This window comes from Thermus sp., assembly GCF_037444525.1.
Taxonomy (GTDB): Bacteria; Deinococcota; Deinococci; order Deinococcales; family Thermaceae; genus Thermus.
Genome location: NZ_JBBIMD010000012.1, coordinates 1 through 26,528 on the forward strand (window position 1 = coordinate 1; position 26,528 = coordinate 26,528).

Below are 26,528 nucleotides of genomic sequence, written 5' to 3' on the forward strand. Positions count from 1 at the left end.
GGAGGTGGGCGGAGCGGAGGTTGAAGGGTTTTGCCGAGGTGCAGGAGGTGTTGGAAGGGATGCTTCGGGAAAGGTATGCCCCCCGTACACAGACGCTTACACATAAATCTTGACACGACCGGGGTGCTCCTCGCCCCCAGGGCGTGGAGGAGAAAGCCCGCCAGGAGGTAGCCCACCAGGGCGGGCAGGCCCAGGCGGTTGGCCAGAAGGCCCGAAAAGAAAGCTGCCCCCACCCAAAGGGCTTCCATGGCCTAAGGGTAGCAAAGCCAAACCCCGGGGGCACCCCCGGGGCCTTGGCCGTTTTTACCCTACTTCCCTTCCAGGGCCTTGTCCAAGAGGGCCTTCCACTCCTCGTAGGGGAGGAAGCCCGTCCTCTTCTCCCCGGCGATGAAGAAGGTAGGGGTGCCGGTGAGGCCCAGGTCCGTGGCCGCCTTCTGGTCCGCCAGGACCCCTTCCCGCTTCTTTCCGGAGGCCAGACAGGCTTGGAAGGCCGCCTGGTCCAGGCCCAACTGGCCCGCCAGGTCCACCAGGTAGCGGTCCAAAGCCTCCCCCTGGAGGGTGCCCCAGGAGGCGGCCGAGCGGAAGAGGACCTCGTGGTACTCGTAGTACCGCCCCTGGTCGGCGGCGCAGGCCGCGGCTTCCCCCGCCCGGATCACGTGGGCCTGGCCGGGGAAGGGGAAGTCGCGGAAGAGGTAGCGGACCTTGCCCGTGTCAATGTACTCCGCCTTGAGGCGGGGCAGGACGTTCAGGGCGTGGTTCTGGCAGTGGGGGCAGAGGTAGTTGGAGAAGTCCACCACCACCACTGGAGCGTCCTCCCGGCCCAGGGCGAACCGGGCCCCTTGGGCGGGGTCCAGCCCCTTTTGCCCCTTGGGGCCGAAGAAGATCCAGCCCAGGGCCAAGAGGGCCAAGAGGGCTACTACAAACGCTATAGCGCGTGGCATGGCCTCACTTTACCACGCCCTCCATGAGAGGGATTAACCCCGGTAAGGGGCCTGGCGGGCTTCACCCTCGGGGGTGAGGTAGAAGGGGTTTTGGTCGGTGGAGACCAGGGTCTCCCCCTGGATGGCCTCCTCGAGGTCCTTGGGCAGGACGAAGAGGGCCTCGATGTAGGGGGCGCTGAGGTGGCGCAGGGCCAGGTTCCGCTCCAGGATGCGGGCCTCGAGGGTGCCTTCGGAAAAGGCCGCGGGGTCAAAGGCATCGGAGGCCAGGAGGAAGCCGAAGTTCAGGAAGAAGCCCGGGATGTGGTTCTTGTAACTCCGCACATAGCGGAAGGCCTCCCGCACGGTGCGGTGCACCACGGGGTGGACCCGGTGATGGGTGAGCATGATCATCCCCGCCTGCATGCCCATGACCCCCCCAGGGTTCAGGTGGGCCTTCACCAGCCGGTAGAACTCCACGGTGTAGAGGAGCCGGGCCGGGTTGTCCTCCCCCACGGGGTCGGTGAGGTCAATGAGGATGACGTCGTACCGCTCCTCCGTGGCCTCCAGGTAGGCCCGGGCATCCCCGATGACCAGCACCGTCCGGGGGTCCTCAAAGGCCCCCTGGTGCCACTCGGGCATGTGGCGCTTGGCCACCTCCACCAGCTCTCCGTCGATGTCCACCATCACCGCCCGTTCCACCGTGGGGTGCTTCAGGACCTCCCTCAAGGTGGCCCCCTCCCCCCCGCCCACGATGAGGACCGTCTTGGGCTCGGGGTGGGCCAGCATGGCGGGGTGGACCAGGGTCTCGTGGTAGATATACTCGTCCCGCTCTGTGCTCTGGACATCCTTGTCCAGGATGAGGACCTTGCCGAAGCCCTTGGTCTCAAAGAGGAAGTAGTCCTGATAGGCGGTGCGGCCGGAGGCGATGACCCTTTCCATCCGCCGCACCAAGGTCTCATAGGGGGTGACGTGTTCAAAGAAGTACATGCCGTAGTCCATGCCTAACCTCCTTGGGTTCCGAAGCTCCTTCGCCGGATGGCGTGGTCCTGGCCGCGCCAGTAGCGGAAGGCCGACTCCTCCTTGGCCCCGAAGGCCCGGGAAAGCCCCTTTAGGACCTCCTCGGGGTCCACCCCGTCCCGGTAGAAGTAGAGGTCCAGGGTGGCGGAGGCGTTGTCCTCGGGCCAGGTGTGGATCATCACCGCGGCCACAGGGCTTACCACCGCCGCGGAAAGCCCCTGGGGGTGGAACTTGTACACCACGCTCTTGGCCGAGCCCTTAGGGGCCCCTAGGCGCAGCACCGCGTCCAAGAGGGCCGCTTCCACCATCTTGGGGTTTCCCAGCACGTCCAGATCGCAGCCGTAGATCTCCGCTACCCAGCGCCCGCCCGGCACCGTTTCCACAAGGCCCCATGTTAGCACACTAGCCGAAGAAGTCCTTCAGCTGGTCCTTGGTGATGAGGACCTCCCGGGGCTTGGACCCCCGGGCGGGCCCCACGATGCCCATGGCCTCGAGGGCATCCATGAGCTTCCCCGCCCGGGCATGGCCGATGGAAAGCCGCCGCTGCAGACGGCTTACGGACCCGTACCCTTCCTCCACCACGATCTCCGCCGCCTTCTTCAGGAGGGGGTCGGAGAAGTCCACCTCCCCCGGCCCCGCCCCCTCGGGGGTCTTTGGGGGTTCAAAATCGCCGGCGTAGGCCTCGGCGAAGCGGTCCTCAAAGCTCTGCCCCCGGAGGAAGCCGGAAAGCCTTGCCACCTCTTCCTCGGAGATGTAGGGCACCTGCAGGCGCACGGGCTTCACCAGCCCCGGCTGGTGGAAGAGGGCATCCCCTTGGCCGATGAGCTTCTCGGCCCCTTGGGTGTCCAGGATGGTGCGGGAGTCAAAGCCGCTGGCCACGGCGAAGGCCAGGCGGGCGGGGATGTTCACCTTGATGAGGGAGGTGAGGATGTCCACGCTGGGGCGCTGGGTGGCCAGGACGAGGTGCATCCCCGTGGCCCGGCTCATCTGGGCCAGGCGCAGGATGGCCCCCTCCACCTCCTTGGGGGCGGTCATCATGAGGTCGGCCAGCTCGTCCACCACGATGACCAGGTAGGGTAGGGCCTCCCCTGGACCCACCTTGGCGTTGTACTGCTCGAGGTTTCTAGCCCCCACCCCGCTCATCATCCGGTAGCGGCGCTCCATATGGGCCACCGCCCCCTGCAGGACCCCGGCCGCCTCCTCGGGGCTGGTGACCACGGGGCGCACCAGGTGAGGGATGCCCTCGTAGGGGGTGAGCTCCACCATCTTGGGGTCTATGAGGAGGAGGCGCAGGGTGGTGGGGAGGTGGCGGTAGAGGAGGCTCGCGATGAGGGTGTTGATGGCCACGCTCTTGCCGCTTCCCGTGGAGCCCGCGATGAGGAGGTGGGGCATCTTGGCCAGGTCCCGCACCCAGATTTCCCCCTCGATGCTCTTTCCCAGAATGAGGGGCAGAAGGGCCTTGGCGTTTTGGAAGGCGGGGGAGAGGACAGCCTCGGAGAAGCGCACCAGCTCCCGTTTGGGGTTGGGCACCTCCAGGCCCACGGTGTGTTTCCCGGGGATGGGGGCTTCAATCCGCACCGCCCCCACCGCCAGGGCCCGGGCCAGGTCGTTTTGGAGGCTTTGGATGCGGCTGATCTTCTCCCCCGGCGCGGGCAAAAGCTCAAACCGGGTCACGGAAGGCCCCCGGGCGTAGCCCACCACCTCCGCCTGAAGCCCAAAGGTCTTGAGGGTTTCCGCGATGGCCCGGGCGGTCCGCTGGGCCTCCTCCTCCAGGGCGCGGTTTTTCTCCTTGGGCTCCGGGGGGTCCAGGAGGTCTGGGGTGGGGAGGGTGAGGGCGGTGCTCTGGGGGTTGGCGGGGGTGGGGGGCTGGGCCGGCGGGGGTGGCTTGGGGATGGGCTCGGGTTCGGGGAAGACCAGATCCAGGTCCAGGGGCGCCTCTTCCGCCCCTTGGGGGCTTTCGGGCAGGGTGGGGGGAGCCTGCCCCGTGAGCAGGGCCTTAAGGCCCTCCCGCTCCGCCTCGGGGTGGGCTTCCAGGAAGCGGAGCCACTCCGAGAGGGTCTGGAAACGCCCCTTGAGGTCCTCCAAAAGCCCTGCCGCCTCCTCCCAGGCCCCCTTCCTTGCCTCCCGGAGCCTCAGGCCCTGGAGGAGGCCCTTCAGGGTGGGGGTGAGCTTGGGGAGCCGGGTTAGGCTTTCCAGCCGGGCCTTCAGGGCGCGGGCCTCGAGGAAAAGGGCTGCCCGCCTTTCCTCCAGGGCATCCCTCAAGGGCCCCTGGCCGGGTAGGGGGGTCTTTAGGCCCTCCAGGAGGGAGAGGAGCTCGGGCAGGAGGGGCCTTTGGTCCTCCTCCAGCCTCTTCCTAAGCTCCGCCACCCGGGCTTCCAAAAACTCCCGCAGGGCCCTTTCCACCTGGGGAAGCTCCGCGGGGCTTAGGCTTTGGGCCAGGGTCTTGAGGGCGGTGTGCTCCGGGTAGAGCCGGGCCAGGCCAAGGAGCGTTCGCCGGAGGAGAAAGGCCTTCAGGCGGTGGCGCAGGGCCCTTACCCCCTCCACCCCCTTCCGCACCCCTTGGCTTAGGAGGAAAAAGGGGGGGTGGCCCAGGAAGAGGTCCAGGAGGAGGCCCGCCAGAAGGAGGGGAAGGAGGAGGCCGAACCCCCCCGCCCAGGCGAAAAGCCAGGCCCTTGCCCCTTCCCCCATTTGGCCCGACCAAGGGGGGGGCAGGAGGGGAAGGAGGGCCAGGGCGAAGAGGAGGAGGAAGCCTGCCCCCCTTAGGAAGGGCCTAAGGGGTTTTTCCAGATAGAGAAGGGCGGCCAGGGCGAAGAGGAGGGGGGGGAGCAGGTAGGCGGAAAGCCCCAAGACTCGGTAGAGGCGTTCGTCCAGGAAGGCCCCGATGGCCCCCGTGGGGACCGGCCAAAGGGGGGCGGTGAGGAAGAACCCCAGGGCCCCCACCCCTAGGGCCAGGGCCTCGAGGTCCCGGTTCTTTTTGGCCTTGGTGGAGCCCCGCTTGGCCATCAGGGGGATTATAAAGGGAAAAGCCCCCGCCCTTAAGCGGGGGCTTGCCCCATGGGGCTGGTTTAGCGCTTCAGTTCCCGGATGACCGCCTGGGTGAGGTCGGTGTCCTCGTCGGCGTAGACCACCAGGCCCGACTGGGCGGCCACCTGCCGGCTCATGACCACGGCGAAGCCCTGGGCCTTGGCCACCTTGGCGATGGCCTGGTCCACGTCCTCCAGGATGGGCTTCAGGACCGCGTCCTGCCGGTCTTGCCACTTCTTCAGGGTGTCCTGGTAGCTCTTGGCCAGGGTCTCGTAGTCCTGCCGCTCCTTGGCCGTGGCCTGGCCCGCGCGCACCTTCTGGTCCAGGGGCTTAAGCTTCTCCTCTAGGGGGGCGAGCTCCTTTTTGGCCTGGGCCTGCACGTCCTGGACCTTCTTGTAGTCCGGGTGGGCCTGGACCAGGGCGTTGGCGTCCACGAAGCCAATGCGGGTGGCCACGGTCTTGTTCTGGGCCAGCTGGGGGGTAAGCAGGGTGAGCCCTGCAGCCAGGAGGGCGAAGAGGGAAAACCGCTTCATGGGAAGGAGGTTACCCCGGAGGCGTGAAGGAGAGGTGAGAGGAGGGCCCCTTGTGGCTTAGGGGTGGGGCGGGTAGGGTGGGAGATGGGAGGTGTGGTATGCGCAAAGCGTGGATTCTTTTCCTGGTATTGGCCTTGGGAAGCGCGGTGCAAGCCCAGCGGGCGGTGTCCTTGCGGCTTTCCTTGCCCCTTGCGGGCTTCGGCCTTGGCCTCGAGGCCCCCTTGGAGCGGAACACGGCTTTTAGGGTCTACGGTGACCTTTTCCCGGGGGGTCCGAGCGTCCTTCTCGCCGGGGACTTCCTCTTCAAGCCCGACCTAGGCCAGGTGGATCGGGACCTTAGGGGCATCCGGCCCTACTTCGGCGGGGGGCTAGGGGTGAGGGTGCCCAGCGGGGGTAGCCCGGATCTGGGCTTGGGCTTGGCCCTAGGGGTGGAGTTCCTCCTGGAGCCCCGCACCGGGGTTTTCCTGGAGGGGGCCTACTTCTACCCCTTTGGGGGCGGGCAGGGGAGCCGCCTGGTCCTGGGGGCGAACCTCCGCTAAGGCTTAGGCCCCTTGGGCCCCGTTCCTTCATGGGGAACGGGGCCAGGACATTTTTCTCTCCCCTTCGGTTTAGACTGGAAGCGGAGGTGAATAAGGCATGCTTGTGCGGGAATGGATGACCCCCAACCCCCTTACCGTGGACCCCGACACCCCTGTATTGGAAGCCATCAACCTGTTGAAGCAAAAGGGGTTCCGCCGCCTCCCCGTGGTGAAGGATGGGAAGCTTCTGGGGTTGGTGACCGACAAGGACCTCAAGGACGCCATGCCCTCCAAGGCCACCACCCTTTCCGTGTGGGAGATGAACTACCTCCTCTCCAAGCTCACGGTGAAGGAGGTCATGGCCAAGCCCGTGATCACCGTGGGGGGGGACGAGCCCTTGGAGAAGGCGGCCCTCATTATGGAGGAGAAGAAGATCGGGGGCTTGCCGGTGATGGAAGGGGAGAGGCTTGTGGGCATCATCACCGTGACCGATGTGCTTAGGGCCTTCATTGAGGTCCTGGGCCTTAGGCTTGGGGGCCTCCGCATCACCGTGGACATCCCCGACGTGCCTGGAGCCCTGGCCCAGATGGCCCAGGCCGTCCCCCCGGCCAACATCGTCTCCATCGCCACCGCCAAGCACCTCCCGGGCTACCAGCGCCTGGTCCTAAGGGTGGTGGGGGAAGGGGTGGAAGGGGTGCCCGACCGGCTTAGGACCGCGGGGGAGAAGGTGGTGGACGTCCGCCCCGGCTAGGCCCTCAGGCCCCGTTCCGGTAAGCGGGGTAGGAGCCTAGCACCTTGAGGAAGGCAGCCCGGCGCAGGAGGGCGAGGAGGGCCTGGGCCGGGCCTGGGTCCTCCACGTGGCCCTCGAGGTCCAGGTAGAAGAGGTAGCTGAAGGGCTTGTCCCGGCGGGGGCGGGACTCCAGCTTGGTGAGGTTCACCCCGGCCTCGGCGAAGACGGAAAGGGCCTCCAGAAGCCCCCCGGGCCGGTGGCGCACTGCGAAGACGATGCTGGTCTTGTGGGGGCCCTCCCCTTTGGGGGGTTCCTGGCGGCCGATGATGAAGAAGCGGGTGTAGTTGTGGGGGTAGTCCTCTATGTTCTCCGCCAGGACCTCCAGGCCGTAAAGCTCCGCCGCCCGCCTCGAGGCGATGGCCCCCACCCCAGGCTCTGGGGCTTCGGCCAGGGCCTTGGCCGCCCCCGCGGTGTCAAAGACGGGGATGGGGGCAAGGCCCATGCGGGCCAGGAAGCCGTCGCACTGGGCCAGGGCCTGGGGGTGGCTTTTCACCGCTTTGAGCTCTCGCAGGTCCATGCCCTTGGGGGCTAGGAGGCAGTGCTCCACCCGGTGCACGATCTCCCCCACCACGTGCAGGTCGCTTTCCAGGAGGAGGTCGTAGGTCTGGTTGATGCTCCCCGCGGTGGTGTTCTCCACCGGCACCACCCCAAGCTCCGCCTCCCCCTCCTCCACCGCGGCGAAGACCTGGTGAAAGGTGGGGAAACCCAAGGGCGTGGCCCCGGGGAAGGTTTTGAGAAGAGCCTCCTCGCTGTAGGCCCCCTCGGTGCCCTGGAAGGCGATCCTCATGTCCCTTATGGTAAACCCGCCCGGGGGTAGGATAGGAGCGTGGCGCGGCTTCTCGTGGTGGACGACGACCCCAGTGTTCGCTACCTCCTGGAGGTGGTCCTCTCCGCGGACGGCCACCAGGTGGTCCTGGCGGACTCCGCCCGGAAGGCCCTAGAGGTCTTGAAGCGGGAAACCCCCGACCTCATCCTCCTGGACATCATGATGCCGGAGATGGACGGTCTCACCCTCCTGGGGCGGATCCGGGCCGTCCGGAGGCTTGCCAAGGTGCCCGTGATCATGCTCACCGGGGGTGGGGAGGAGCTTGCGGGGCCCAGCCGGGCCTTGGGGGCGGACCTCTTTCTGGAAAAGCCCGTGAGCGGCAAGAGGCTGAGGGAGGCGGTGCGGGCCCTCCTGGACCGGGAGGGTTACCTCCTGCCCGGAGGGGAGCGGGTAAAAAGCCTCGAGGCGGTGCGGGCCCACCTCCGGCCCCTCCTCCCCGAGGAGGAGCGCTTCAAGGCCCTTTGGCTCAAGACTCCAAGCCGCCGGGCCCTCCTTTCCAACCTGGTGGCCAAGGGCTGGACGGAAAGCCTCCTAAGGCGCCTCCTCCCGGGCCCCTACGACCTCTATGACCTCCTGGGCCACCTGGCCTACGGCTGGCCCCTTATCCCCCTGGAGGAGCGGGTCCAGCGGGTGGAGGCGCCCAGGTTCGCCCCCCTCCTTTCCCGGTATCGCCAGCTGGGCCGCCTCCCCCTGGAGGGAGACGGGGAGGTGGAAGCTCTGGCCGCCCTCCTGTACGCTTGAGGGGTGCTCGAGGTCCGGGAGTTCACCGAAGCCCAAGCCTGGAACGCGCTCCTTTCGGGCTTCCCCATCACCAGCGCCCTCCAGTCCTGGGGCTGGGGGGAGGTTAAGAGGCTTTCCGGGTGGGAGCCCCTACGGCTTGGGGTCTACGAGGGAGGGCGCCCCTTGGGGGCGGCCCAGGTTCTCCTAAAGCCCCTTCCTGGCGGGCTCAGGTTGGCCTATGCCCCCAGGGGGCCTGCCCTTTGGGACCTTAAGGACCTCCCCTGGGTGGTCCAGGCCCTAGCCCAAAGGGTCCGGGGGGCCTACCTCCACCTGGAGCCCGAGGCCGGCCTTCCCGCCCACCTCCCCCCGCCCGCCTTTCCTGGCCTTCACCCCATAGAGCCCATCCAGCCCGCCTACTCCCTCTGGCTGGACCTCACCCAAGGGGAGGAGGCCCTCCTCAAGGGCATGAAGGAGATGCACCGCAGGAACGCCCGCCTGGCCCTAAAGCGGGTGGAGCTTTCCGTGGAGGGGGAGGAGGCTTTCCCTGAGTTCTTCCACCTCTTTGAGGAAACCAACCGCCGCGCCCGGCTCCTCCAGCACAGCGAGGCCTACTACCGCGCCGTTTTGAAGGAGATGAACCAGCCCTTGGGGGAGGCCTTCATCGCCCTGGCCCGGAAGGAGGGGGAAGCCCTGGCCGCGGGGCTTTTCGTGGCCTTCGCCGGCAGGGTGGACTACCTCTATGGGGGAAGCAGCCGCAAGCACCCCGAGGCCAAGGCCCCCATGGGGATGCACCTGGCCGCCATCCGCCACGGCTTGGCCCGGGGGTACAAGGTCTACGACCTCTGGGGGGTGCCCCGCACCCCGGAGGGGAGCCACGCGGAGGGGATCCACCGCTTCAAGGAGGGGTTTGGGGGCAGGCGGGTCCAGTTCCCCGCCTACGCCTACCCCCTTTCCCCCCTCTACCGCCCCCTCCTCCTCCTCCTCCGCCTGCGCAAGACCTGGATCAACCTCCGGGTGCGGGGGAATCCCCGGGACGTGTTGGCCTAGGCGTCATCTTTCTCAAGGGCCATGGGCTAAGGTGGAAGGCGTGTGGCGCTACCTCCTCCTTCTCCTGCCCTTGGCCCTCCTTCCCCTCCTCCTCCGGGGCGCGCCTCCTGAGGGGAAAGGGGAGGCGAGGGTTCGGCTTTACGGAGTGGAGTTTTTCCTCTTCCCTGAGGAAGAGGGGGTGGAGTGGCGCTTCCAGGCGGAGGAGATGCGGGAGGAGGGCGGGGCCTTCCGCATCCTGGGGGGGCTTAAGGGGGAGCGGTACGTGGAGGGGCGGCTGGACCTCAGGCTCTTTGCCCCGGAGGTGGTGGTGGACCCGGGGGACAACCTCCGGGCCCCCTATGCCCGGGTGGAGATCCTGAAGGGGTGCTACCGCCTGGAGCTTTCCCGCCCGGGGCTTGGGGAGGTCCTCATCCGCCAGGAGGAGGGCTTTTTCGCCCCTTGGGTGCGTATAGAAGCCCCCAACCTCCGGGGGGAGGCCCTGGGCTTTCGCTCGGACTTCGGGCTGAACCGCCTCGAGGCCCAAAACCCCCGCTTTGAGTTCCCCGCCGGGGGGGCCTTTGGCCCCTGCACCGTGGAAGGAGGCGAAGGATGAAGCGAACCCTTTTGGTTCTCGGCGTCTTGGGCTTGGCCCTGGCGGCCAGCAACGTGCGGGTGATCCAGGTGGAGGGGGGAAGGCTTTCGGGGGACCTGCGGTATGGCCCCTGGACCTTTGAGGGGGGGGTGAAAGGGCGGGTGAAGGACCTGGAGATCCAGGCCCCCCGGGCCACCCTCACCGCTCCCAAGGGCAAGACCATGCAGGAGGCGGAAGGGGAACGGGAGGCCCGCTTTGAAGGGGGTGTGACCGTTCGCCGGGGCCGGGTGGAGGCCAAGGGCCCCGCCCTGGTCTACCGGGAACGCACCGGGGAAGGGGAGCTTTTGGGCCCCGCAGAGATGCGCCAAGCCCCGAAGCCAGGGGAGGACCCGGTGGAGGTCTCGGCGAGCCGCATGACCTTCCAGGTGGACACGGACACCTCCACGAGCGAGGATGCCCTCCTCAAAAGCGGCAACCAGGAGGGGCGGGCGGGCTTGGTCTACTACGAGGAGGAAAGGGGCCTTGCGGTCTTCACCGACCCCAAGGAGGTGGTCCTCACTCGCAAGCGCCGGGACGGGGACCTGGTCATCCGGGCCAAGGAGGTGCGGAGCCTCACCGGTCCCAAGCAGCTCATCGCCACCGGGGGGGTGCGCCTGGTGGACGGGGATTTGGTGACCGTGGGGGATAGCCTCTACTACGACGACACCACCGGGGAGGCCATCGTCTTGGGCCGCCCCGCGGTGAGCGAGAACAAGAAGGAGGGCTTCAAACTTTCCGGGGCCACCCTTCTCCACAATGTGAACCGCCACCAGGTCCGGGTCTACGGCCGGCCCTTCCAGCTCCCCCTGGCCCAGTTCAAGAAGCTCGGGGAGAAGTAGGGTGCGCGGGGCGGGCCTCCTCCTCCTCCTGGCCTTCCTGGCCCTGGCCCAGGAGGTCTTCCGCCCGGAGGTGGAGCTCCTCCGCAAGGAGAAGCGGGTGGTGGCCTCGGTGAGCGGGGAGGAGGAGAGCCTCTTCTATGCGGAGTACGGGGACCTCCACCGGGGGCCCTTGGTGCTCCTGGAGGAGGGGAGGGTCCAGGTGGGGGAAAGGGCCTTCTTCCGCGACGCGGGGAGCCTCCTGGAGGAGGGCCTAAGGGTGGGGGAGGAGGTGGAGGCCGCCTACAACCCCGACCTGGAGCGGGAGGGCCTCCCCTACCTCATGCGCCTTCGGCGGGTCTTGGGGGAGGGGGAAGGGCGTTACCTCCGCCTCGTCCTCTTTGACCCCAAGGGGGTGGAGGTGCGGATCGGGGAGGACCTAAGGGCCGAAGGCCCTGTGGGGGTGGTGGAGCGGGGTGGGGTGGAGGAGCTTTACCTCACCGGGGGGGAGGCCCGCTACCTGGAGGCCGAGGGGCGCCTGGACCTTCGCCCTGGCCCGGGGCAGGTCCTGGTCCGGCAGGGGGCGGTGCAGGTGGAGGGGAAGGCCCTCCGCTACCGGAACGACACGGGGGAGGCCCTCCTCGAGGGCCCCTTAGCCTTAAGCCGGGAGGGGGAAAAGCCCCTAAAGGGCCAGGCGGGAAGCCTCCTCTACCTCCTGGACGAGGACCGGCTCTGGCTCCTAGGGGGGGTGGAGTTCCGCCAGGGGGGAAGGACCACCAAGGCCGAGCGGGCCCTCCTCCGGGAGAAGGAGGGCTACGCCTACCTCTATGGGGGCGTGGAGAGCCGGGATGAGAAGGGCTTTCTAAAGGGCGAACGGGTCCTCTACACCCTGAGGACAGGGGAGGCCATCGTCCTTGGGGGGGTGGCGGGGGAGTTCAGGGAGTGACCCCGGCCATGAGGAGGCCCAGGCGCTCCTCCGTGGCCTCCTCGGGGGCCACCTCCCCCACCACCCGCCCCTCGTACATGACCAGGATGCGGTCGGAGAGGGCCAGGACCTCGTTGAGGTCCGCGGAGACCAGAAGGACTGCAAGGCCCTGGTCCCGGGCCTCCACCAGGGCCCGGTGGATGAACTCAATGGCCCCCACGTCCACCCCCCGGGTGGGCTGGGCGGCGATGAGGAGCTTTGGGCCCCTTAGGAGCTCCCGCCCCACCACGATCTTCTGCTGGTTGCCCCCGGAGAAGCGCCGGGCGGAAAGCGCTGTGGAGCGGGGGCGCACGTCAAAGGCCTCCACCAGATGCTGGGCGTGGGCCTCCGTGGCCTCGTCGTCCAGAAAGCCCAGGAAGCCCCGGAAGGGCTTCTGGTGCTGGTCCCCCAGGATGGCGTTTTCCCTCACGGCGAAGTCCAGGACCAGGCCCCGGGCCAAGCGGTCCTCGGGAATATGGCTCACTCCTAAGGCCCTGACCCGCCGGGCGGAGGGGGGAAGGGGCTGGCCCAGGAGGCGCACCGTCCCCTGGTGGGGCCTTAGCCCGGCCAGGGCTTCCACCAGCTCCGTCTGCCCGTTCCCCTCCACCCCGGCGATGCCCACGATCTCCCCGGCCCGCACCTGGAAGCTCACCCCCTTGAGCCTGGGGGGGGCAGAGAGGCTCTCCACCTCCAGGACCGTTTCGCCGGGGCGCGCGGGGGTCTTTTCCACCCGTAGCACCACCTCCCGGCCCACCATCATCCGGGCCAGGGCCTCGAGGCCGGTCCCCTCCTTGGGCACCGTGCCCACCACCCGCCCGTCCCGGATGACGGTGATGCGGTCGGCCACCTCCAGCACCTCCTTGAGCTTGTGGCTGATGAAGATGGCCGCGTTTCCTTGGGCCACGTAGGCCCTTAGGAACCGGAAAAGCTCCTCCGCCTCCTGGGGCGTGAGGACCGCGGTGGGCTCGTCCAGGATGAGGATCCGGGCCTCGCGGTAAAGGGCCTTTAGGATCTCCACCCGCTGCTGCACCCCCACGGGGAGGTTCTCTACCCGCTCGTCCAGGGGCACGTGGAAGCCAAGCCTTTCCATAAGGGCCTGGGCCTTCCTACGGGCCTGGTCTAGGTCCAGGTAAAGGGGGCTTCCCGGTTCCAGGCCCAGGACCAGGTTCTCCAGCACGGTGAAGGGTTCCACCAGCATGAAGTGTTGGTGGACCATGCCGATCCCCGCCCGGATGGCGTCCAGGGGGCTTTTGGGCCGGTAGGGCTTACCGTCCACCCACATCTCCCCGTCGTCTGCGGGTTGGAGGCCGTAGACGATCTTCATCAGGGTGGACTTCCCTGCCCCGTTTTCCCCCACCAGGGCTAAGACCTCCCCCCAGTCCAGGTCCAGGCTGATGCGGTCGTTGGCCAGGACCAAGGGGAAGCGCTTGGTGATGTCCTTCAGGACCAGGGCCTTCGCCACCCCAAAAGTATATCCTCCCTGTGGCCCTCACGGGGGGCAGGGGGGTAAAAGGAAGCACCCCGCCGAGGGAAGCCTCGGCGGGGACCCCAAAAGGGGGGTTCAACAAGCGTTTACCGTGGGGCGTTTTTAGCGGCTTTCGGGCACCTTGATCTGCCCGGCGATGATCTGCCGCTTCAGGGTCTCCAGCTTGGTTACCAGGGTCTGGGGCAGGAGGGCCTTGTTGTACTCGTCCAGGGCGTAGCCCACCCCGTTGTTGCTGAGGCCGAACTCCCGCACCCCGCCCTTGAAGGTCTTCTGCACCACGCTCTTGATGACCTCGTAGGTGGCCACGTCCACCCGCTTCATCATGGAGGTGAGGCCGTGGTTCAGGGTGGCGGGGTTGTTGTCCGTGTCGCCCAGGTAGTTCTGGTTGGCGTCCACACCGATGAAGAAGAGGGGGGTGGCCTTGGCGCCGTCCGTGCCGCAGGTCCGGGTGTAATCCGCGTACTTGGGCACCTTGGCGTAGGGGTCGGCCTTGCGCACGAAGCGAACGTTGCCCCCTTCCTTCAGGCACTTGGTCTGCTTAACGAAGTCAATGAGCCCGAGGCCGGAGCCGCCGGCTGCGGCGTAGATGATGTCCGCCCCCTGGCGGGCCTGGGCCGCGGCGATCTCCTTGGCCTTGGCGGGGTCGTTCCAGGCGGCGGGGGTGTTGCCCACGTACTGGGCCAGGACCTTGCCCTGGATCCCGTCCTCCTTGAAGGCGTACTCCGCCCCGGCCCGGAAGCCCGCCTCAAACTTGTGGATGAGGGGGATGTCCATGCCGCCGATGAAGCCCACCACCCCGGTGCGGGTCATCTTCCCGGCGATGTAGCCCACCAGGAAGCTCCCCTCGTGCTCGCGGAAGACCAGGCCCACCGCGTTGGGGAGCTTGCCCTCCCCGGGCACCGCGTCAATCACCGCGAACCTCACCTTGGGGAACTCCTTGGCTGTGGCGGTGATGGCGGGCTCGTTGGCAAAGCCCACGCCGATGACCAGGTCAAAGCCTTCCTGGGCGAAGGTGCGGATGCCCTGGCCCACCTGGGAGGGGTCTGCGGGTTCAAAGTCAAAGATCTTCACCCCAAGGTCCTTGGCGGCCTTCTGCGCCCCTTCCCAGGCGGACTGGTTGAAGGAGCGGTCAAACTTTCCGCCCGCGTCAAAGGCGATGCCCACCCGCACCTGGGCAAGCCCTAGGCCGAGGGCTAAAACCGCGCTTAGAGCCAGAATCCTCTTCATGTTCACCTCCATACGGCAGTCTGCCGCCATGCATTATACCGGGGCCGTAGACTAGGGGCATGACCCTGGAAGAGGCGAGGCGGCGGGTGAACGAGCTAAGGGACCTCATCCGCTACCACAACTACCGCTACTACGTCCTGAACGACCCCGAGATCTCCGACGCGGAGTACGACCGGCTTCTTAGGGAACTCCAGGATTTGGAGGCGCGCTTCCCCGAGCTCCAAAGCCCTGACTCCCCCACAGCCCAGGTGGGGGCGAAGCCCCTCGAGGCCACCTTCCGCCCCATCCGCCATCCCACCCGCATGTACTCCCTGGACAACGCCTTTACCCCTGAGGAGCTCAAGGCTTTTGAGGAGCGGATAGAGCGGGCCTTGGGGGAGAAGGGCCCCTTCGCCTACACCGTGGAGCACAAGGTGGACGGGCTTTCCGTGAACCTCTACTACGAGGAGGGGGTCCTGGTCTTTGGCGCCACCCGGGGGGACGGGGAGGTGGGGGAGGAGGTCACCCAGAACCTCCTCACCATCCCCACCATTCCCAGGCGCCTTAAGGGGGTGCCGAAGCGCCTCGAGGTCCGGGGGGAGGTCTACATGCCCATAGAGGCCTTCCTCCGCCTGAACGAGGAGCTGGAGGAGAAGGGGGAGAGGATCTTCAAGAACCCAAGGAACGCCGCCGCAGGCTCCCTACGGCAGAAAGACCCCCGGATCACCGCCAAGAGGGGCCTTAGGGCCACCTTTTACGCCTTGGGCCTGGGCCTAGAGGAGACGGGGCTTAGGACCCAGTACGAGCTTCTCCACTGGTTAAAGGAGAAAGGCTTTCCCGTGGAGCACGGCTTTGCCCGGGCCAAGGGCGTGGAGGAGGTGGAGGGGGTTTACCAGAGATGGCTTTCTGAACGGCGCCGGCTCCCCTTTGAGGCCGACGGGGTGGTGGTGAAGCTGGACGAGCTCAGGCTTTGGCGGGACCTGGGCTACACCGCCCGTGCACCCCGCTTCGCCATCGCCTACAAGTTCCCCGCGGAGGAGAAGGAAACCCGCCTTCTGGACGTGGTCTTCCAGGTGGGGCGCACGGGCCGGGTCACCCCGGTGGGGATCCTAGAGCCCGTGTTCTTGGGGGGAAGCGAGGTGGCCCGGGTTACCCTGCACAACGAGAGCTACATTGAGGAGCTGGACATCCGCATCGGGGACTGGGTTTTGGTCCACAAGGCGGGGGGGGTGATCCCGGAGATCCTAAGGGTCCTGAAGGAAAAGCGCATGGGGGAGGAAAGGCTCATCCGCTGGCCCGAAACCTGCCCCGAGTGCGGCCACGCCCTGGTTAAGGAAGGGAAAGTCCACCGTTGCCCGAACCCCCTCTGCCCCGCCAAGCGCTTTGAGGCCATCCGCCACTACGCCTCCCGCAAGGCCATGGATATCGGGGGCCTGGGGGAGAAGCTCATAGAAAAGCTTTTGGAAAAGGGCCTGGTGCGGGACGTGGCCGACCTCTACCGCTTGAGGAAAGAGGACCTGGTGGAGTTGGAGCGCATGGGGGAGAAGAGCGCAGGAAACCTCCTCCGCCAGATTGAGGAGAGCAAGGGGCGGGGTCTGGAGCGCCTCCTCTTCGCCCTGGGCCTTCCTGGGGTGGGGGAGGTCCTGGCCCGGAACCTGGCCCGGCGCTTCCGCACCATGGACCGGCTCCTCGAGGCCTCCCTGGAGGAGCTTTTGGAGGTGGAGGAGGTGGGGGAGCTCACCGCCAAGAACCTCCTCGCCACCCTACGGGACCCCGCCTTCCGGGACCTCGTCCGGCGCCTTAAAGCCCTGGGGGTGGAGATGGAGGCCAAGGAGGCGGGGGAGGGTCCCCTTTCCGGACTCACCTTCGTCCTCACGGGGGAGCTTTCCCGCCCCCGGGAGGAGGTGAAGGCCCTCTTGAGGCGCCTTGGGGCCAAGGTCACGGACTCCGTGAGCCGCAAGACGAGCTATGTGGTGGTGGGGGAGGCCCCGGGGAGCAAGCTGGAAAAGGCCCAGGCCCTGGGGGTGCCCACTTTGGACGAGGAGGCCTTTTTGCGCTTCCTGGAGGAGAAGGCGGGGGTGGGGAGGCCCTAGGCCTCCTCGGGGAAGACCTTCTCCAGGGCCTCCTTTAGGCGGCTTCCGGAGAGGTCGAGGGCGGTGAGGGCCTTCTCGTAGGCCTCAGGGGTGAGGAGCCCCCTTAGGGCAAGGAGTTCCGTCCGGGAAAGGACCCTGGCGTGGAGGACGTGCTCCTCAAAGGCGGCGTAAGCCATGGGCACGTGGGCCTTCACCATCTCCGCCATGGCCTTGGCGTACTGCCGGATCTCCCATTGCGCCTCGGGGGCAAGCCTTAGGGCCAGGAAGTGGAAGAGGTTGTGCAGGTCCTGCTTCCAGTAGAACTCCGTGTAGAGGTTTAGGGGCAAGACCATGCGGGCCATCTCCCGGGCCACGCCCTTCTCCAGGAGGGCCTGGTAGGCCCGGTAGGCCTCCTCCTCCACCCCCTTGAGGATGGCGCTCAAGGCCTCTTTCTCCTCCACCTCTCCCTCCGAGGCCTGTTTGTTGCGCTTGGCTTGCTTCCGCCAGGTGGCGGGCTCGTAGAACTCCTCCTTGAGGATGGAGTAGCGCCCCGAGATCTCGTTCACGCTGGCCGTGCGGTGGCGGAACCACTGCCTCACCACAAAGATGGGGGCCTTCACGTGGAACTTGAAGACCACCATCTCAAAGGGGCTGGTGTGGCGGTGGCGCATGAGGTAGTCGATGAGGGCCCCGTCCTCCCGCACCGTCTTGGTGCCCTCCCCGTAGGACACCCGGGCCGCCTGGACGATGGAGTGGTCGCTCCCCATGACCTCCACCAGGCGCACGAACCCTTTGTCCAGAACCTTCCGTTCCATCCCCTAGAGTCTACGCCCTTGGCCTCCTCCCTCAAAAGGCGTAGGATGGAAAGGCTAGGCGCCCTGCGCCCTTTTGGAGTCCTTATGCGGAGCCTGCCGGATTTTCCCCTGCCCGATGCCCGGGGGCGTTTTGGCCCCTACGGGGGCCGGTACGTCCCCGAGACCCTCATCCCCGCCCTGGATGAGCTCTTGGAAGCCTACCTCGAGGCCAAGCACGACCCCGCCTTCCTGGCGGAGCTGGACCACTACCTGAGGACGTTTGCCGGCCGCCCCACGCCCCTCTTCCACGCCAAGCGGCTTTCGGAGTACTGGGGCGGGGCCCAGGTGTACCTGAAGCGGGAGGACCTCCTCCACACCGGGGCCCACAAGATCAACAACACCTTAGGCCAGGCCCTCCTCGCCCGGCGCATGGGCAAGAAGCGGGTCATCGCGGAGACGGGGGCGGGCCAGCACGGGGTGTCCGTGGCCACGGTGGCCGCGCTTTTCGGCTTGGAGTGCGTGGTCTACATGGGCGAGGAGGACGTGCGCCGCCAGGCCCTAAACGTCTTCCGCATGAAGCTCCTCGGGGCCGAGGTCCGGCCCGTGGCCGCGGGAAGCCGCACCCTAAAGGACGCCACCAACGAGGCCATCCGGGACTGGATCACGAATGTGCGCACCACCTTCTACATCCTGGGCTCCGTGGTGGGCCCCCACCCCTACCCCATGATGGTCCGGGACTTCCAGAGCGTCATCGGCGAGGAGGTAAAGCGGCAGAGCCTGGAGCTTTTCGGCCGCTACCCCGATGCCCTCATGGCCTCCGTGGGGGGTGGGTCCAACGCCATCGGCCTCTTCGCCCCCTTCGCTTACCTTCCGGAAGGGGAAAGGCCGAGGCTCATTGGGGTGGAGGCCGGGGGGGAAGGCCTTTCCAGCGGGCGGCACGCCGCCAGCATCGGGGCCGGGAAACGGGGCGTGCTCCACGGGAGCTACATGTACCTTCTTTACGACCATGACGGGCAGATCACCCCCGCCCATTCCGTCTCCGCGGGGCTGGACTACCCGGGGGTGGGGCCGGAGCACAGCTACTTCGCGGACCAGGGCATTGTGGAGTACGCCAGCGTCACCGACGAGGAGGCCCTAGAGGGCTTTAAGCTTCTTGCGCGCCTCGAGGGCATCATCCCGGCCTTGGAGTCCGCCCATGCCATCGCCCATGCGGCCAAGGTGGTGCCCGAGATGGACAAAGACCAGATGGTGGTCATCAACCTCTCAGGCCGGGGGGACAAGGACGTGACCGAGGCCATGCGCCTTTTGGGGGGAGAGCTATGACCACAAGGGAGGCGTTCCAAAAGGCCAAGGCGGAGGGCCGCTCGGCCCTCATCCCCTACCTCACCGCGGGCTTCCCCAGCCGGGAGGGGTTCTTGGAGGCGGTGCGGGAGGCCCTGCCCTATGCGGACCTCCTGGAGATCGGCCTGCCCTACTCCGACCCCCTAGGGGACGGCCCCGTGATCCAAAGGGCCAGCGAGGTGGCCTTGAGGAAGGGGATGAGCGTCCAGGGGGTGCTGGAGCTCTTAAGGGAGGTGCGGGCCCTTACGGAGAAGCCCCTTTTCCTCATGACCTACCTGAACCCCATCCTGGCCTGGGGGCCCGAGCGGTTCTTCAGCGCCTTTAAGGCCGCGGGGGCCAGGGGCCTTATCCTCCCCGACCTGCCGCCGGACGAGGACCCGGCCCTGGTGCGGCTCGCTCAGGAGATCGGGCTGGAGACGGTCTTCCTCCTTGCCCCCACCTCCACCCCTCGGCGCATGGCTACCGTTCTTCCCTACACCACCGGCTTCGTCTACGCGGTCTCCGTTACCGGGGTCACGGGGGCCCGGGAGCGCCTGCCCGAGGAGGTGAAGGACCTGGTGGCCCGCATCAAGGCCCAAACGGACCTCCCCGTGGCCGTGGGGTTTGGGGTCTCGGGGCGGGCCACCGCCCAGCAGGCCGCGGTGGCCGATGGGGTGGTGGTGGGGAGTGCCCTGGTACGGGCCCTTGAGGAGGGCCGCCCCTTGGCGCCCTTGTTGGAGGAGATTCGGGAGGGGCTTAGGGCCCGGGAAGCGGTATAAGGCCCAGCCCGCCCAGGGGTTTTTGACCGAGAGGGCGCCTAGGCCAAGGGGAGCTCCACCGGCTCGGGCTCGTTCAGGATGGCCTCCGGGTCGGGGTAGCGGAGGATGCGGTAAAGGGGGTCCCGCTCTGCGGGGCAGAAACCCGCGTCCACGATGTGCCGCACGATCTCCTTCACCGTGGCGTGGGTGCGCCCGTGCCCCCCAGCGGCCGAGACCACGTTTTCCTCCAGCATGGTGCTCCCGAAATCATCCGCCCCGTAGAAGAGGGCGGCCTGGGCCACCTTGAAGCCCAGGGTGGGCCAGGAGGCCTGGAAGTGGGCGAAGTTGTCCAGGGCAAGGCGGGCGATGCTTAAGGTCTTGAGGTACTCGTGGGCCGTGGCCCCGGGGGCCTTCCCCTTGAGGCGGGTGTGCTCCACCTGGAGGGTCCAGAGGGCGAAGGCGGCGAAGCCGTTTCCGTAGCGCTCCAGGGCCCTATCCTGCTGGGCGCGGAGGCCCAGGAGGTGGGCGGTGCGCTCCTTTGGGCCTTCCCCGAAGCCGATGACCATGCTGGCCAGGGTGTAGAGCCCCAGGGCTTGGGCGGCGTCCATGATACGGTACCAGTCCGCGGTGCGGATGCGGGCCGGGGCCGCCTTTAGGCGCACCTCGTCCACCAGGATCTCCGCCCCCGCCCCGGGCAGGCCGTCCAGGCCCGCTTCCTTCAGATTTTCCAGGATGGCTTCCGCCCTAAGGCCCGTAAGCCTTTCCAGGCCTAGGATCTCCTCCGGGCTGAAGGCATCTATGCGCAGGTCGGGGAAGCGCGCTTTGAGGGAGCGGAGGAGGTCCAGGTACCAGTCCAGGGGGAGCTCGGGGTTTACCCCGCCCTGCATGAGGATGCGCCGCCCCCCCACCTGGTAGAGCTCCTCTATCTTCCTGGCGATCTCCTCAAAGGTGAGGGTGTAGGCGTCCTTCTGCCTTCGCGTGCGGTAGAAGGCGCAGAAGGCGCAGGCCACGGTGCAGACGTTGGTGTAGTTGATGTTGCGGTCTATGAGGAAGGTGACCACCTGGGGGTCCGTCTTCTTGATCCGCACCGCGTGGGCGGCGGCGGCAAGCTCAGGCAGGGGGAGGTCATAGAGGCTTAGCACTTCCCCTTCGGAAAGCCTCTCCCCAGCCACGGCCTTCTCCAGGACATCCATGCCTCCCATGCTACACCCCTTTTTCCAGCGGAGGGTGGCCTTCGGTAAAATCGGGGTATGGAACTCAAGCTGATTCCCATTGAGAAGCCGGAGAACCTGAACGTCATCCTGGGGCAGGCCCACTTCATCAAGACCGTGGAGGACCTGCACGAGGCCTTGGTGACCGCGGTGCCGGGGATTCGCTTCGGCCTCGCCTTCTCCGAGGCCAGCGGCAAGCGCCTCATCCGCCGCTCGGGCACGGACGAGGCCCTCACCGAACTTGCGGTGAGGAACCTCCTGAACCTGGCTGCAGGACACACCTTTCTCATCGTGCTGGGGGAGGGGTTTTACCCCATCAACGTCCTGCATGCGGTCAAGGCCTGCCCCGAGGTGGTGCGCATCTTCGCCGCCACCGCCAACCCCCTGAAGGTGGTGGTGGCGGAGGAGGGGGAGCAGCGGGCCATCCTTGGGGTGATGGACGGCTTTGGGCCCCTCGGGGTGGAGGACGAGGCCGAGGTGGCCTGGCGGAAGGACCTCCTAAGGCGCTTTGGGTACAAGCTCTAAATACCCCGCCCAAGCCTTCCTGGGCGGGGTTTGGCGCAAAAGCTTCGGTGGGGGTACTTAAAGGGCGCGGAAGACGGCCTCGAGGATCTCCAGCCCCATGGCCGCCTCCTCCTCGGTGAGGACCAGGGGCGGGGCGATGCGGAGGGCGGAAGGCCCTGCGGGGAGGAGGAGGAGGCCCTTTCTAAAGGCGAGCTCCACCGCCTTGTCCCTAAGGTCGGGCCGCTCCTCTTCCGGGCCGCCGAAGTCCAGCCCGATCATGAGCCCCCGGCCCCGCACGTCCCCAAGGAAGGGGAAGCGGGCCTGCATGGCCCTAAGCTCCCCTAGGAGGAAGGCCCCCACCCGGGTGGCGTTTTCCATGAGGCCCCCCTCCAGGAGGTCCAGGGTGGCAAGGGCCGCGGCTGCAGAGACTGCCTGGCCTCCGAAGGTGGTGCCGTGGGCCCCGGGGCGCCAGCTCCCGAGTTCCTCCCGGAAGAGGACGGCGCTTAGGGGGTAGCCCGAGGCCAGGCCCTTGGCCAGGACATAGACGTCCGCCTCCACCCCCTCGTGCTCCAGGGCGAAGAAGCGCCCCGTGCGCCCGGCCCCGGTCTGGACCTCGTCCGCCACCAGGAGGATGCCGTGCCTTTCCAAGAGGGCCTTCAGCTTGGGGATGAAGCCCGGGGGCGGGACCACGTACCCCCCTTCCCCCTGGATGGGCTCGAGGAAAAGCGCGGCCACCTCCTCCGGGGGCAGCACGGTGCGGAAGAGGTGCTCCAGGTAGGCCAAGACCGCCTTCCCCACCGCCTCGCCCCTCGCCCCCAGGGGTGGGCGGAAGGGGTTCGGGAAGGGGAGGTGGACCACCCCGGGGAGGAGGGGGGCGAAGCCTTGGCGGTACTTGGACTGGCTCGCGGTGAGGGAAAGCGCCCCCATGCTCCTTCCGTGGAAGGCCCCGGTGAAGGCCAAAAGGTAGGGGCGGCCCGTGTGGTGGCGCACCAGCTTGATGGCGGCCTCTATGCCCTCGGTCCCCGAGTTGCCGAAAAAGACCCTATACCGCCCGCCCAGCCTTTCCACGAGCCGCTCCGCCAGGGTGAGGGTGGGGTCGTGGGTGAAGTCGGAGAAGCACACGTGGGCGAAGCGCTCCGCCTGGGCCCGCACCGCCTCCAGGACCTTGGGGTGGGCGTAGCCCGTGGTGTTCACCGCGATGCCGGCCATGAAGTCCAGGAACAGGTTCCCGTCCACGTCCTCCAGGAAGGCCCCCTGCCCCCGGGCGGGGACGAAGGGGTAGGGGCGGACGTAGGAGGGGGAGAGGACCCGTTCCCCCCGCTCCAGCATGGCCTTGGCCTTGGGACCCGGTAGGGGGGCTTTCACTTCCGGTCGCATGGGAGGAGTCTACCAGGGAAAGAAGGCCCCATGCACGGGATTTTTATGCACGGGGAGTGGGGTTTAATCCCGGCTTTCCGGTGTGCTCAGATGAGATCCAAACTCAGCAGGTGGGGCCGGGCGTAAAAGAGGGTGAGGGCGGTGGAGGCGTCCTGGATCTCGCCCCGCTCCAAAAGGGCGTAGGCCTCTTTAAGGGGAAGCTCCACCACCTCTAGAAGCTCCCCATCCTCCAGCTTGGGCTCCGCCACCACCCGGGCCTCGAGGGCCAAAAAGGGGTGGAAGACCACCGCGGTGAAGGAGGGCTGGGGGTGGAAGGAGGGGAGGGGGATGAGGCTTTTGGCCCTTGCCCCCACCTCCTCCAGAAGCTCCCTGTGGGCCGCCTCCTCGGGGGTTTCCCCCGGGTCCACCTTCCCCGCGGGCACCTCGAGGAGGAATTTCCCCGTGGGGTGGCGGTACTGGCGGATGAAAAGCCCCGTCCCCTCCGGGGTCACCGGCAGGACGAAGCTCGCCGCCACCGGCCCCGGGCGGTAGATGTAGGTAAGCTCCCGGCCCGTGTGGGTCCTAAGCCTTTCCCGCACCAGGCGCACGGGCTCGGAGAGGAGCTCTTCCAGTTCCAGCCGTTCCCAGGGGCTCATCGCATCTTCTCTATGACCCGCCGCACCTTGTCCCCCGGGGCCTTAGGCCCCAAGGCCTTGGTCACCACCCCGATGGCCGCCAGGGGGTTTTTGAACTGGGAGAGGTCCAGGTTCTCCCGGATCCAGGCCTCGATCTCCTCCTCCGTCATCTCCTTGGGCAGGAAGCGGTCCAGAAACTCCACCTCAAAGGCGTTCCCCTGCTCCAGGGCGATCTCCTTGAGGGCCTTTAGCACCTTCACCGCCTCCTCGTCGGGGAGGGGCTTGCCGTCCCCCTTTCGGTCCAGCTCCGCCTTCACCACCCGGGCGAAGTCCAAGGTCTTCTGGTCCCGGGCCTTCATGGCCTCCTTGATGGCGTCCTTGATGGCCTCGTAGATCATCCCCTCCAGTCTACTCCTCGGGGCTTGGGGGGTGGGGTGCTTGGCTTGAGGGGGTAGAATCCTTCCTGGAGGTCAGGATGAAAGCCTTTTCCAGCAAGTACGGCAACGCCCTGGAGCTTGGGCACCTCATCGCCGGGGAGGAGGTCTTTGAGGGCCAGGTCCTGGAAAGGAGGAACCCCTCGGACCGGGAAGATCTCATCGCCCGCTTCCCCGAGGGCACCAAGGACACCCTAAGGCGGGCCGCCCGGGCGGCGCGGGAGGCCTTTGAGGCCTGGTCCCGCACCCCTGCGCCCGTCCGGGGCCAGGTCCTCTTCAACCTGGCCAAGATCCTGGAGCGGGAAAAGCCCACCCTCACCCGGCTCATGGTGCGGGAGGTGGGGAAGACCTTTAAGGAAGCCGCGGGGGACGTGCAGGAGGCCATAGACACAGCGGTCTTCTTCGCCTCGGAGGGGCGCAGGCTCTACGGCCAGACCGTGCCCAGCGAGATGCGGGACAAGGAGCTTTTCACCTTCCGCCGGCCCCTGGGGGTGGTGGGGATGATCACCGCGGGCAACTTCCCCATCGCCGTGCCCAGCTGGAAGCTCATCCCTGCGGTGCTCACCGGGAACACGGTGGTGTGGAAGCCCTCCGACGACGCCCCCACCCTTTCTTACCTCTTTGTGAAGCTCTTTGAGGAGGCGGGCCTACCCCCTGGGGTCATCAACCTGGTCTTCGGGGGCGGGAAGGATTCCACGGGCCAGTGGCTGGTGGAGCTCATGGACGAGGGGTTTTTCCAGAAGTTCGCCTTCACGGGGAGCACCAAGGTGGGCCGCTGGATCGGGGAGGTGGCGGGGCGGAACCTCGTCAGGCCCACCCTGGAGCTTGGGGGGAAGAACCCCCTGGTGGTCATGCGGGACGCCGATTTCGACCTGGCGGTGGAGGGGGCTTGGTGGAGCGCCTTCGCCACCGGGGGGCAGCGGTGCACCTCCGCGGGGAACATCCTGGTGGACGCCCCCATCTACGAGGAGTTCAAGCGCCGCTTTTTGGAAAGGGTGGAGGCCACCCAGGTGGGCAATCCCCTTCTCCACCCCGGGGTGACCTATGGCCCCTTCATCAACGAAAGGCTTTACCAGCGCTGGCAGGAGCACTACGCCTGGGGGGAGAAGGAGGGGGCGGTCCTCCTCTATGGCCGGGGGCGGATCACCCGGGAAAACCCCTACCCCCGTTTCCTCGGGGACCCCGAGGCGGGGCTTTTCGGCTGGCCCACGGTCTGGGAGGCCCGGCCGGGCATGCGCCAGTTTGAGGAGGAGATCTTCGGCCCCACCATCAACCTGGTGAAGGTGGACGGGATTGAGGAGGCCATAAAGGTGGCCAACAGCACCCCTTACGGGCTTTCCAGCGCCATCTACACCAACCACCGTCACTGGGCCTACCTCTTCAAGGTAGGCATCCGGGCGGGGATGACCAGCGTCAACAACACCACCGTGGGGGCGGAGGCCCACCTGCCCTTCGGTGGGGTCAAGGCCAGCGGCAACGGGGCGCGGGAGTCGGGGATCTGGGTCATAGAGGAGTACACCTACTGGCACGCGGTGAACGAGGAGTACTCGGGCCGGTTGCAGCTCGCCCAGATGGACACCGGCTACATCAGCCCCAAGGCCCCCACCCCCTGGGGGGAGGTGCTGGGGTTTTAAGCACCCCGCCGAAGCGAGCGCTTCGGCGGGGGCACCTTTTAGGGGGCGTATAATCTTAGCGGTGATGCTATGGGAATCCCCGCCTACCGGCCCCCGGAGGACCCGGGGCTATGGGATGTGTACCTGGAGTGGCTGGAGCGGGCCCTCAAGGTAGGCCAGGTCCACCCCACCACCCTCGAGTACCTGGCCCACCCCAAAAGGCTCGTCACCGTCTCCCTGCCCGTGGTGATGGACGACGGCAAGGTGCGCTTCTTCCAGGGCTTTAGGGTGGTGCACGACATCGCCCGGGGGCCCGCCAAGGGCGGGGTGCGCTACCATCCCCAGGTGACCCTAGGCCAGACCGCGGGCCTTGCCGCCTGGATGACCCTGAAGGCTGCGGTGTGGGACCTGCCCTTTGGGGGGGCTGCGGGGGGCGTGGCCGTGGACCCCAAGGCCCTCTCCGGGCGGGAGCTGGAGCGCTTAACCCGCCGCTACACCGCGGAGCTCATCGGCCTCATCGGGCCGGACGTGGACATCCTGGGCCCGGACCTGGGCACGGACCAGCAGGTCATGGCCTGGATCATGGACACCTACTCCATGACCGTGGGCTCCACCGTGCCCGGGGTGGTCACGGGGAAGCCCCACGCCCTGGGGGGTTCGGAGGGGCGGGACGAGGCCGCGGGGCTGGGAGTGGCCCTGGTGCTCAAGGAGGTGGCCGAGCGGAGGGGCCTGCCCCTAAGGGGGGCCCGGGTGGCCCTCCAGGGTTTCGGCCAGGTGGGGGCGGGCTTCGCCCGGAAGGCGGAGGCTTTGGGGCTTAGGGTGGTGGCCGTCTCCACCCGGCGGGGAGCCATGTACCGGGAGGAGGGCCTTCCCGTGGAGGAGCTTCTCGCCCACTACGAGGCCACGGGGGAGCTTCCCCACTACGACCTGGCCCCGGAGGAGCTTTTCGCCCTGCCCGTGGACTACCTGGTCCTGGCGGCCCAGGAGGGGGCCTTGGATGGGGAAGGGGCGCGGGGGGTGCGGGCGAGGGCGGTCCTCGAGGCCGCCAACTTCGGCCTCACCCTGGAGGCCGAGGCCCACCTTCTGGGGCGGGGGGTGGTGGTGGTGCCCGACCTCCTCACGGGGGGCGGGGGGCTTCTGGCGAGCTATCTGGAATGGGTCCAAGACCTTAACATGTTCTTCTGGACCCGGGAAGAGGTGGAGTCGCACTTTGCCCGCAAGGTGGCCTCCACGGTGGCCGAGGTGCTCTCCGAGGCAGAAGGCGGGGGCCTGGACCTGCGCATGGCCGCGCTGGGCCTGGCCCTGAGGCGTCTGGACGAGGCCACCAGGCTTCGCGGCGTTTACCCCTAAAGGAG

The 26,528-nt window shown here is 67.4% G+C and carries 26 protein-coding genes; 13 read left to right on the forward strand and 13 right to left on the reverse strand.

Annotated features, from left to right (window positions below; all coding sequences use genetic code 11):
- Window positions 1-308 precede the first annotated feature (308 nt).
- The 5 genes from WKI94_RS03050 to WKI94_RS03070 form a co-directional block, all read right to left on the reverse strand.
- A complete protein-coding gene (locus WKI94_RS03050) occupies window positions 309-941 on the reverse strand; it encodes a DsbA family protein (RefSeq protein ID WP_337844305.1) in 633 nt (210 codons plus the stop codon).
- Between the two features lie 33 nt (window positions 942-974).
- Complete coding sequence (gene speE / locus WKI94_RS03055) at window positions 975-1,919, reverse strand: polyamine aminopropyltransferase (RefSeq protein WP_337844306.1); 945 nt, start codon at window positions 1,917-1,919, stop codon at window positions 975-977.
- A 2-nt stretch (window positions 1,920-1,921) separates the two neighbouring features.
- Window positions 1,922-2,320 carry an S-adenosylmethionine decarboxylase gene (locus tag WKI94_RS03060; protein ID WP_337844307.1) on the reverse strand — a complete coding sequence of 133 codons (399 nt, stop codon included), beginning with the start codon at window positions 2,318-2,320 and terminating at the stop codon, window positions 1,922-1,924.
- Window positions 2,321-2,339: 19 nt separating this feature from the next.
- The gene (locus tag WKI94_RS03065; RefSeq protein WP_337844308.1) at window positions 2,340-4,940 is read right to left on the reverse strand and encodes a DNA translocase FtsK; all 2,601 of its coding nucleotides are present in this window, start codon (window positions 4,938-4,940) and stop codon (window positions 2,340-2,342) included.
- A gap of 62 nt (window positions 4,941-5,002) precedes the next feature.
- Entirely contained in the window at window positions 5,003-5,494 is a 492-nt protein-coding gene (locus tag WKI94_RS03070; protein ID WP_337844309.1) for an OmpH family outer membrane protein, read from the reverse strand.
- A 98-nt stretch (window positions 5,495-5,592) separates the two neighbouring features.
- On the opposite strand from WKI94_RS03070, the gene WKI94_RS03075 reads away from it, so the two are divergent.
- Complete coding sequence (locus tag WKI94_RS03075; protein WP_337844310.1) at window positions 5,593-6,033, forward strand: hypothetical protein; 441 nt, start codon at window positions 5,593-5,595, stop codon at window positions 6,031-6,033.
- 97 nt (window positions 6,034-6,130) lie between these two features.
- Window positions 6,131-6,763, forward strand: coding sequence for a CBS and ACT domain-containing protein (locus tag WKI94_RS03080; RefSeq protein WP_337844311.1), 633 nt, complete (start codon window positions 6,131-6,133; stop codon window positions 6,761-6,763).
- A gap of 4 nt (window positions 6,764-6,767) precedes the next feature.
- On the opposite strand, the gene pheA is transcribed toward WKI94_RS03080, so the two are convergent.
- Window positions 6,768-7,589, reverse strand: a complete 822-nt coding sequence (pheA, locus tag WKI94_RS03085; protein WP_337844312.1) for a prephenate dehydratase — start codon at window positions 7,587-7,589, stop codon at window positions 6,768-6,770.
- A gap of 39 nt (window positions 7,590-7,628) precedes the next feature.
- On the opposite strand from pheA, the gene WKI94_RS03090 reads away from it, so the two are divergent.
- Genes WKI94_RS03090 through WKI94_RS03110 form a run of 5 tightly spaced genes read left to right on the forward strand, consistent with a single transcriptional unit; the run spans window position 7,629 to window position 11,766 of the window.
- On the forward strand, window positions 7,629-8,369 hold the full coding sequence (locus tag WKI94_RS03090) for a response regulator (RefSeq protein ID WP_337844313.1): 741 nt from the start codon (window positions 7,629-7,631) through the stop codon (window positions 8,367-8,369).
- Window positions 8,370-8,372: 3 nt separating this feature from the next.
- Window positions 8,373-9,395 carry a peptidoglycan bridge formation glycyltransferase FemA/FemB family protein gene (locus WKI94_RS03095; protein WP_337844314.1) on the forward strand — a complete coding sequence of 341 codons (1,023 nt, stop codon included), beginning with the start codon at window positions 8,373-8,375 and terminating at the stop codon, window positions 9,393-9,395.
- 40 nt (window positions 9,396-9,435) lie between these two features.
- Window positions 9,436-9,987, forward strand: a complete 552-nt coding sequence (locus WKI94_RS03100) for a hypothetical protein (protein WP_337844315.1) — start codon at window positions 9,436-9,438, stop codon at window positions 9,985-9,987.
- Window positions 9,984-10,844: an LptA/OstA family protein gene (locus WKI94_RS03105; protein ID WP_337844316.1), complete on the forward strand. Its 861-nt coding sequence runs from the start codon at window positions 9,984-9,986 to the stop codon at window positions 10,842-10,844. Before WKI94_RS03100 ends, WKI94_RS03105 begins: the two co-directional genes overlap by 4 nt.
- Window position 10,845: 1 nt before the next feature.
- On the forward strand, window positions 10,846-11,766 hold the full coding sequence (locus WKI94_RS03110; protein WP_337844317.1) for a hypothetical protein: 921 nt from the start codon (window positions 10,846-10,848) through the stop codon (window positions 11,764-11,766).
- Here WKI94_RS03110 and WKI94_RS03115 read toward each other — a convergent pair.
- Together WKI94_RS03115 and WKI94_RS03120 are read right to left on the reverse strand one after the other, a co-directional pair.
- Window positions 11,756-13,246 (reverse strand): ABC transporter ATP-binding protein, encoded by a 1,491-nt coding sequence (locus WKI94_RS03115; RefSeq protein WP_337844318.1) that lies wholly within the window; start codon window positions 13,244-13,246, stop codon window positions 11,756-11,758. The two genes, WKI94_RS03110 and WKI94_RS03115, sit on opposite strands and share 11 nt — an antisense overlap.
- Window positions 13,247-13,372: 126 nt before the next feature.
- On the reverse strand, window positions 13,373-14,497 hold the full coding sequence (locus tag WKI94_RS03120; protein ID WP_337844319.1) for a BMP family ABC transporter substrate-binding protein: 1,125 nt from the start codon (window positions 14,495-14,497) through the stop codon (window positions 13,373-13,375).
- Window positions 14,498-14,556: 59 nt separating this feature from the next.
- Between WKI94_RS03120 and ligA the strand changes: the two genes are divergently transcribed.
- Window positions 14,557-16,569 carry an NAD-dependent DNA ligase LigA gene (ligA, locus tag WKI94_RS03125; RefSeq protein ID WP_337844320.1) on the forward strand — a complete coding sequence of 671 codons (2,013 nt, stop codon included), beginning with the start codon at window positions 14,557-14,559 and terminating at the stop codon, window positions 16,567-16,569.
- Here the strand turns inward: ligA and thyX are convergent.
- A complete protein-coding gene (gene thyX / locus WKI94_RS03130; RefSeq protein ID WP_337844321.1) occupies window positions 16,566-17,363 on the reverse strand; it encodes an FAD-dependent thymidylate synthase in 798 nt (265 codons plus the stop codon). The genes ligA and thyX overlap by 4 nt on opposite strands.
- Before the next feature lie 84 nt (window positions 17,364-17,447).
- Between thyX and trpB the strand changes: the two genes are divergently transcribed.
- Together trpB and trpA are read left to right on the forward strand one after the other, a co-directional pair.
- Window positions 17,448-18,665, forward strand: coding sequence for a tryptophan synthase subunit beta (trpB, locus tag WKI94_RS03135; RefSeq protein WP_337844346.1), 1,218 nt, complete (start codon window positions 17,448-17,450; stop codon window positions 18,663-18,665).
- Window positions 18,662-19,441 (forward strand): tryptophan synthase subunit alpha, encoded by a 780-nt coding sequence (gene trpA, locus WKI94_RS03140; protein ID WP_337844322.1) that lies wholly within the window; start codon window positions 18,662-18,664, stop codon window positions 19,439-19,441. The genes trpB and trpA overlap by 4 nt, the downstream gene beginning before the upstream one ends.
- 38 nt (window positions 19,442-19,479) lie before the next feature.
- Here trpA and WKI94_RS03145 read toward each other — a convergent pair whose 3' ends face one another.
- Window positions 19,480-20,622 (reverse strand): CofH family radical SAM protein, encoded by a 1,143-nt coding sequence (locus WKI94_RS03145; protein ID WP_337844323.1) that lies wholly within the window; start codon window positions 20,620-20,622, stop codon window positions 19,480-19,482.
- A gap of 48 nt (window positions 20,623-20,670) precedes the next feature.
- Between WKI94_RS03145 and WKI94_RS03150 the strand changes: the two genes are divergently transcribed.
- Window positions 20,671-21,156 (forward strand): adenosine-specific kinase, encoded by a 486-nt coding sequence (locus WKI94_RS03150; protein ID WP_337844324.1) that lies wholly within the window; start codon window positions 20,671-20,673, stop codon window positions 21,154-21,156.
- A gap of 57 nt (window positions 21,157-21,213) precedes the next feature.
- Here the strand turns inward: WKI94_RS03150 and WKI94_RS03155 are convergent, their stop codons facing one another.
- The 3 genes from WKI94_RS03155 to WKI94_RS03165 form a co-directional block, all read right to left on the reverse strand.
- Window positions 21,214-22,512 carry an acetyl ornithine aminotransferase family protein gene (locus WKI94_RS03155; RefSeq protein WP_337844325.1) on the reverse strand — a complete coding sequence of 433 codons (1,299 nt, stop codon included), beginning with the start codon at window positions 22,510-22,512 and terminating at the stop codon, window positions 21,214-21,216.
- A gap of 86 nt (window positions 22,513-22,598) precedes the next feature.
- Complete coding sequence (locus WKI94_RS03160; protein ID WP_337844326.1) at window positions 22,599-23,147, reverse strand: NUDIX hydrolase; 549 nt, start codon at window positions 23,145-23,147, stop codon at window positions 22,599-22,601.
- Window positions 23,144-23,524 (reverse strand): GatB/YqeY domain-containing protein, encoded by a 381-nt coding sequence (locus tag WKI94_RS03165; RefSeq protein ID WP_337844327.1) that lies wholly within the window; start codon window positions 23,522-23,524, stop codon window positions 23,144-23,146. The genes WKI94_RS03160 and WKI94_RS03165 overlap by 4 nt, the downstream gene beginning before the upstream one ends.
- A gap of 77 nt (window positions 23,525-23,601) precedes the next feature.
- On the opposite strand from WKI94_RS03165, the gene WKI94_RS03170 reads away from it, so the two are divergent.
- Window positions 23,602-25,194 (forward strand): aldehyde dehydrogenase family protein, encoded by a 1,593-nt coding sequence (locus tag WKI94_RS03170; protein ID WP_337844328.1) that lies wholly within the window; start codon window positions 23,602-23,604, stop codon window positions 25,192-25,194.
- Window positions 25,195-25,263: 69 nt separating this feature from the next.
- The gene (locus WKI94_RS03175; RefSeq protein WP_337844329.1) at window positions 25,264-26,523 is read left to right on the forward strand and encodes a Glu/Leu/Phe/Val dehydrogenase; all 1,260 of its coding nucleotides are present in this window, start codon (window positions 25,264-25,266) and stop codon (window positions 26,521-26,523) included.
- Window positions 26,524-26,528: the final 5 nt, after the last annotated feature.